Genomic DNA, 7,222 nt, shown 5'->3' with positions numbered 1-7,222 from the left:
GGCGCCCCGCGCCATCTCGGCGGGCGAGCCGGTCAAGCGCTACGGCCAGATCATCGGCACGGCCAGCCAGGACATCGCGCCCGGCCAGCACGTGCACACGCACAACCTGGCCATGGCCGAGTTCTCGCGTGAACACCATTTCGGCGCTGACGTGAAGCCGGTCGATTTCGTCGCCGAGCCCGCAACCTTCATGGGCATCGTGCGCCCCGATGGCCGCGTGGCCACGCGTAACTACATCGGCGTACTGACCTCGGTGAACTGCTCGGCCACCGCGGCACGTGCCATCGCCGATTACTTCCGCCGCGACATCCATCCCGAAGTGCTGGCCGACTATCCCAACATCGATGGCGTGGTGGCCCTGACCCACGGCCAGGGTTGCGCCACGGATTCGCAGGGCGAGCCGCTGCAGATCCTGCGCCGCACGCTGGCGGGTTACGCCACCCATCCCAACTTCGCTGCGGTGCTGGTGGTGGGCCTGGGCTGCGAGACCAACCAGATCTCGGGCCTGATGGAAAGCCACAACCTGAAGGAAGGCGAATACTTCCACACCTTCACCATCCAGGGCACCGGCGGCACCGCCAAGACCGTGGCGCTGGGGATCGAGAAGATCAAGAAGATGCTGCCCAAGGCCAATGACATCAAGCGCGAGCCGGTGTCGGCCAAGCATCTGACGCTGGGCCTGCAGTGCGGTGGTTCGGATGGCTATTCGGGCATCACGGCCAATCCGGCGCTGGGTGCGGCAGTGGACTTGCTGGTACGGCATGGCGGCACGGCCATTCTTTCGGAGACGCCGGAAATCTATGGCGCCGAACACCTGCTCACCCGCCGCGCGGTCTCGCCGGAAGTCGGTGAGAAGCTGCTGGCCCGCATCGCCTGGTGGGAGGAGTATTGCGCCAAGAACGATGCCGAGATGAACAACAATCCCTCAGCGGGCAACAAGGCCGGTGGCTTGACCACCATCCTCGAGAAGTCGCTGGGCGCGGTTGCCAAGGGTGGCACTACCAATCTGGTGGATGTCTACAAGTATGCGGAGACGGTCACCGCACGCGGCTTCGTCTTCATGGATACGCCGGGCTACGACCCGATCTCGGCCACCGGCCAGGTCGCCGGAGGGGCCAACATGATCTGCTTCACCACGGGCCGGGGTTCGGCCTATGGCTGCGCACCGGCACCGTCGCTCAAGCTGGCCACCAATACTGCGCTGTGGCAACGTCAGGAAGAAGACATGGACATCAACTGCGGCGAGATTGCCGACAGCAATGTCACCCCGCAGGAGGTCGGCGAACGCTTCTTCCAGATGATCCTCGATACGGCATCGGGCAAGAAGACCAAGAGCGAGCTGCATGGCTACGGGCAAGACGAATTCGTGCCCTGGCACATCGGCGTCTACACCTGATGCTGATGCAGATCATCAAGGCCTGGCTGCGGCTGGGCTAGTGTTATCCGCAGTGGTCCGTAGTGCGCCGGTCCAGAGCGCGCACTACGGGCTGCCGGCCAAGCATCCTTGCCTTCGGGCATCCACGGGGACGAGGATGTTTCGCCCGCAGTGAGTCTTCCCCCTAGCAGAACACGACATCGTGGCGACGCCCGCTTCCCGAGTCATCCGGGTCCGCCTCCAACATAAGGAATCAAGAACATGGCATACACTTTTTCGCTCCAGGCACACCTGCCTGAAGATCACGCGCAGGCCACGCTGATCGGCCGCCTCTGGCAACCCGGCGTGGGCCCGGTGCTGGTGCGGATCGACGCCGACGGTGCGTATGACCTCACGCTCATCGCGGCCACCTCCAGCGAATTGCTGGAACTCGACAACCCGGCCGCCGCCGTGCGCGCCGCCACCAACATGACCCGCATCGCGACCTTGCAGGAGTTGCTGGACAATGCCGATGCCGCCCATCGTGATACCTCGCGCCCCTGGCTGCTGGCCCCCATCGACCTGCAGGCCGTCAAGGCCAGCGGCGTGACCTTCGTGGCCAGCATGCTGGAGCGCGTGATCGAGGAACAGGCGCGCGGTGACGCCGGCAAGGCGGAATCGGTACGCAAGGCGATCACGGCGGTGATCGGCGACAACCTCTCCAGCGTGGTGCCGGGCTCACCGGAAGCCGCGCGACTGAAGGAAGTGCTGCTGGAGCAAGGCGTGTGGTCGCAGTACCTGGAAGTGGGCATCGGCCCGGATGCGGAAATCTTCACCAAGGCCCAGCCGATGTCGTCGGTGGGCCTGGGCGATGAAGTCGGTATTCACCCCAAGTCGGCCTGGAACAATCCCGAGCCGGAAATCGTGCTGGCCATCAACAGCCGTGGCAAGGTGGTCGGTGCGACCCTGGGCAATGATGTGAACCTGCGCGACTTCGAAGGCCGCAGCGCCCTGCTGCTGGGCAAGGCCAAGGACAACAATGCTTCCTGCGCAGTCGGGCCTTTCATTCGCCTGTTCGACGCAAACTTTTCAATTGACGATGTGCGTCGCGCCGAACTTACAATGCGGGTCGATGGTACGGAAGGCTTCACGCTCAAGGGCAGCAGCTCGATGTCCATGATCAGCCGCGATCCGCTGCAGCTGGTGGAGCATGCGATCGGTCCCAATCACCAGTATCCGGATGGACTGGTACTGTTCCTGGGGACCATGTTCGCACCGACCCAGGACCGTTTTGGTCCCGGCCAGGGCTTCACCCACCAGGTCGCCGACATCGTGACGATCTCCACCCCCAAGCTGGGCGCGCTGGTGAACACCGTGAATTTCAGTGACCAGACCGCGCCGTGGACCTTCGGGCTCACCGCGCTGTACAAGAATCTCGCCAATCGCAAACTCGTTTAATCGCAAAGGAACAAGCATGTCCGCATCCACTGGCCGCCTCGCCGGCAAGACCGTCCTCATCACTGCTGCGGCCCAAGGTATTGGCCGCGCCTCGACTGAACTGTTTGCGCGTGAAGGCGCGCGCGTGATCGCTACCGATATCAGCAAGACGCATCTGGAGGAGCTCGCCTCCATCGCTGGTGTGGAGACACATCTGCTGGACGTCACCGACGACGATGCCATCAAGGCGCTGGTGGCCAAGGTCGGCACCGTCGATGTCCTCTTCAACTGCGCGGGCTACGTGGCGGCCGGCAACATTCTGGAGTGCGATGACAAGGCTTGGGATTTCTCCTTCAATCTCAATGCCAAGGCCATGTTCCACACCATCCGTGCGGTGCTGCCGGGCATGCTGGCCAAGAAGGCCGGGTCCATCGTCAACATCGCCTCGGCCGCATCGAGCGTGAAGGGCGTGGCCAATCGCTTTGCCTACGGTGCCTCCAAGGCGGCCGTGGTGGGGCTGACCAAGTCGGTGGCGGCGGACTTCGTCTCGCAGGGCATCCGTTGCAATGCGATCTGCCCGGGCACCATTGAATCGCCTTCGCTGAACCAGCGCATCAGCACGCAAGCCAAGGAGACCGGCAAGAGCGAAGACGAAGTCCGCGCCGCCTTCGTGGCCCGCCAGCCCATGGGCCGCATCGGCAAGGCCGAGGAAGTGGCGGCACTGGCCTTGTACCTGGCATCGGACGAGTCGAACTTCACTACCGGATCGATCCACATGATTGATGGTGGGTGGTCCAACTAAACAGGGGATGGGATGATCGTTCGAGGGTCACGCATCAGATCGATGCGGATGATTCGAACGATCCGCCAGATCAGGACGGCATGCTGCGCGCATGCCGTTTTTCTTTTGGCGCGCTGTGCGCTGATCCTCCTGCTGGCGTGAGGGATGTTGTGGATCAGGTTTATCAAACCAGATCCGCGCGGCATAATGAGCGCTTACTCATTCATGCTTACAGGCGAGCTCCATGTCCCAGGCATCTCCCGCATTGACTGCTGACACCTTCACCACCGTTTCTCCCGAACCGATGCTGCTGGGCGAATCGCCCCTGTGGCACGCGGAGGAAGCAGCACTCTACTGGATCGACATTCCCGGCAAGGCCGTCCACAAGCGCGTACTGGCCACGCAGCAGCACCAGCGCTGGGACATGCCGGAAGAACCCGGCAGTATCGTCAAGCATGCGCAAGGCGGGCTGGTGGTGGCGTTGCGGTCTGGCATGTTCCATCTCAATACTGGCAATGGCGCGCTGACGGCGCTGCTGGAAGCGCCCTACGATATGGCACGCATCCGCTTCAATGATGGTCGCTGCGATGCCTCCGGCCGCTTCTGGTGCGGCACCATCTATGAGCCGCGTGATCGCGATGGCGGCACCTTGTATTGCTTCGAACGTAATGCCTTGCGTGATGCGCATCATGCCGTAGTCACTTCCAATGGCGTGGCGTTCAGCCCGGACCAGCGCCTGATGTATCACGCCAATACGCCAGCCCACCGCATCAACGTCTATGACTATGATCTGGCTACCGGCCAGACCAGCAATTGCCGCCTGCTGCGCCAGTTCGACAGCGACAAGACTGCGTCCGATTACGGCGGACGTCCGGATGGTGCCGCGGTCGATAGCGAAGGAGCGTACTGGTGTGCGATGTTCGAGGGAGGGCGGGTGTTGCGGCTGTCGCCACAGGGCGAGATCCTGCAGGAGATCCGCGTGCCGGCGCGCTGTCCGACGATGGTGGCATTTGGGGACGAGGATCTGCGCACGCTCTTCATCACGACCGGACGCAATGGCCGCAGTGAGGCGGAGCTTGCCCAATATCCGCTGTCTGGACATGTGCTGGCCATTCGCGTGGAGGTGGCGGGAAGACTTGAGTACAGCTATCGCCCATGAGGCTGCGCGCCGTCTGTGGTAAGGACGCGGCACAATATTTCACGCGAGTATGCATTTGTGATGATTATGAGAGAATATCGCGTCCTCGCGGCTGCCCTTGCGCCGCGCCGAATACAAGCAAAGATCCTTCAAAACCATTTACGCGCTGAAAGAGAATCCATGACTAAATTGAAGAGCCTGGTCGCCAAGATCGCTTTTGCTGGCGTTGCCGCCATTGCCATCCAGTCGCCCAGCTACGCCATCGACGGCATGTCGCTGGAGTACGGTACCGGCAACAACACTCAGCTGGCCCGTATCGGTGCCCAGTTCAACTGGGGTCCGAACTGGAATTTCTGGCAGTCCAACGGCACCCACGTCGGTGGTTACTGGGATCTGTCGCTGGCCAACTGGCGCATGAACCACTACAACAACACCAATGACAGCGGCAACCTGATCGACCTGGGCCTGACCCCGGTGCTGCGTTTCCAGCGCGATGACGGCAAGGGTTTCTACGGTGAAGCTGGTATCGGCGTGCACCTGTTCTCCAAGCTCTACCGCAACAACGACAAGGTGCTGTCGACCGCCTTCCAGTTTGGTGACCATATCGGTGCCGGCTATGTATTCAGCAATGGCCTGGACCTGGGCATCCGCCTGCAGCACTTCTCCAACGGTGGCATCAAGCAACCCAACGGCGGCGTGAACTTTGCCGTGGCACGTGTGGCTTACAAGTTCTGATGATCTGAGCTTGCACTGCTGAAAATGAAGAAGCCGGCTTTGCCGGCTTTTTTATTGTCTGTTGTTTTGAGAGAGGGTCGCGAGTGGCGAATGACTGCTGTTGCATATCAGGGGGGACTGACCTGCTCCTGAATGTTAGATTTTTGCCTGTGCATAAATTAACTGCTACTGGGGTTGTTGGCGCAGGCTGTGTATAAATCTAAGATTTGGATTTCCCGGAGTGCCTTATTACGGGTGTTTGGGGTCAATTGACCTTTCAGATCCTAAATGTCTGTGTATAAGAAAATGCACAGAGACCGAGCGCAGAGATTTCCGTCTGTGAATAAAACTAAGAATAGACGTTGAATGCCAGCAGGACGATATGACGGCAAAAAGGTCTCGCTCGCGCAGCTTGAAGCGCCCTGCACCACGCAGCGGCGAGGATGAACGCAGATTATCGATCCTCGGACCGTTCGAAACTTTTTACGCCAATCGAGCCGTCTTTCGCATCGACCGCACTGCAATCATAAATCGACCGCACAAAGCAAAAACCCTCGCTACTTTCGTAACGAGGGTTCTTGGGGATAACAAGCCTGACGATGACCTACTTTCACACTGGTTGCAGCACTATCATCGGCGCGAAGTCGTTTCACGGTCCTGTTCGGGATGGGAAGGGGTGGTACCAACTTGCTATAGTCATCAGGCATAACTTGTAAAGCCAGTTGCTCTCAATGGAGCAGCAACTAACCCAAACTGGAAGAAGTATTTAATAGATTCTTGGGGTGTGATGCACTAGGGCAAACACAATATATGCTCAACTTGTCTATAACAGAGCTAATGTTATAGGAACAAGCCGCACGGGCAATTAGTATCAGTTAGCTTAACGCATTACTGCGCTTCCACACCTGACCTATCAACGTCCTGGTCTCGAACGACCCTTTAGGGGAATCTAGTTCCCGGGAAGTCTCATCTCAAGGCGAGTTTCCCGCTTAGATGCTTTCAGCGGTTATCTCTTCCGAACTTAGCTACTCGGCAATGCCACTGGCGTGACAACCGATACACCAGAGGTTCGTCCACTCCGGTCCTCTCGTACTAGGAGCAGCCCCCTTCAAACTTCCAACGCCCACGGCAGATAGGGACCAAACTGTCTCACGACGTTTTAAACCCAGCTCACGTACCACTTTAAATGGCGAACAGCCATACCCTTGGGACCGGCTACAGCCCCAGGATGTGATGAGCCGACATCGAGGTGCCAAACTCCCCCGTCGATATGAACTCTTGGGAGGAATCAGCCTGTTATCCCCAGAGTACCTTTTATCCGTTGAGCGATGGCCCTTCCATACAGAACCACCGGATCACTATGTCCTACTTTCGTACCTGCTCGACTTGTCAGTCTCGCAGTTAAGCACGCTTATGCCATTGCACTATTAGCACGATGTCCGACCGTACCTAGCGTACCTTCGAACTCCTCCGTTACACTTTGGGAGGAGACCGCCCCAGTCAAACTGCCTACCATGCACTGTCCCCGATCCGGATAACGGACCAAGGTTAGAACCTCAAACAAACCAGGGTGGTATTTCAAGGTTGGCTCCATAGAGACTAGCGTCCCTACTTCAAAGCCTCCCACCTATCCTACACAGATTGGTTCAAAGTCCAATGCAAAGCTACAGTAAAGGTTCATGGGGTCTTTCCGTCTAGCCGCGGGTAGATTGCATCATCACAAACATTTCAACTTCGCTGAGTCTCGGGAGGAGACAGTGTGGCCATCGTTACGCCATTCGTGCAGGTCGGAACTTAC

5 protein-coding genes and 2 rRNA genes (1 of these 7 only partly in view) are annotated in these 7,222 nt (G+C 59.2%); 5 read left to right on the top strand and 2 right to left on the bottom strand.

Annotation, left to right across the window (positions count from 1 at the left end; genetic code table 11):
* The 5 genes from B3873_RS13055 to B3873_RS13035 all read left to right on the top strand — a co-directional run.
* The coding region (locus B3873_RS13055; RefSeq protein ID WP_286866565.1) for a UxaA family hydrolase at positions 1-1,396 on the top strand (1,396 nt) is incomplete at its 5' end.
* A 240-nt stretch (positions 1,397-1,636) separates the two neighbouring features.
* A complete protein-coding gene (locus tag B3873_RS13050; RefSeq protein WP_286866562.1) occupies positions 1,637-2,812 on the top strand; it encodes a fumarylacetoacetate hydrolase family protein in 1,176 nt (391 codons plus the stop codon).
* A 16-nt stretch (positions 2,813-2,828) separates the two neighbouring features.
* Positions 2,829-3,593 (top strand): SDR family oxidoreductase, encoded by a 765-nt coding sequence (locus tag B3873_RS13045; protein WP_039786858.1) that lies wholly within the window; start codon positions 2,829-2,831, stop codon positions 3,591-3,593.
* A 223-nt stretch (positions 3,594-3,816) separates the two neighbouring features.
* On the top strand, positions 3,817-4,731 hold the full coding sequence (locus B3873_RS13040) for an SMP-30/gluconolactonase/LRE family protein (protein WP_286866560.1): 915 nt from the start codon (positions 3,817-3,819) through the stop codon (positions 4,729-4,731).
* A 159-nt stretch (positions 4,732-4,890) separates the two neighbouring features.
* The gene (locus B3873_RS13035; RefSeq protein ID WP_121043921.1) at positions 4,891-5,445 is read left to right on the top strand and encodes an acyloxyacyl hydrolase; all 555 of its coding nucleotides are present in this window, start codon (positions 4,891-4,893) and stop codon (positions 5,443-5,445) included.
* 570 nt (positions 5,446-6,015) lie between these two features.
* Here B3873_RS13035 and rrf read toward each other — a convergent pair.
* Both rrf and B3873_RS13025 read right to left on the bottom strand, forming a co-directional pair.
* Positions 6,016-6,128: ribosomal RNA gene (rrf, locus tag B3873_RS13030) — 5S ribosomal RNA — on the bottom strand.
* 140 nt (positions 6,129-6,268) lie between these two features.
* Positions 6,269-7,222, bottom strand: a 23S ribosomal RNA gene (locus tag B3873_RS13025) (it continues 2,237 nt past the right edge of the window).

This window comes from Herbaspirillum sp. UBA812, assembly GCF_002296545.1.
GTDB lineage: Bacteria > Pseudomonadota > Gammaproteobacteria > Burkholderiales > Burkholderiaceae_D > Herbaspirillum > Herbaspirillum huttiense.
Note: the sequence above shows the minus strand (reverse complement) of the source record. Positions and strands in the feature narration are given on the sequence as shown.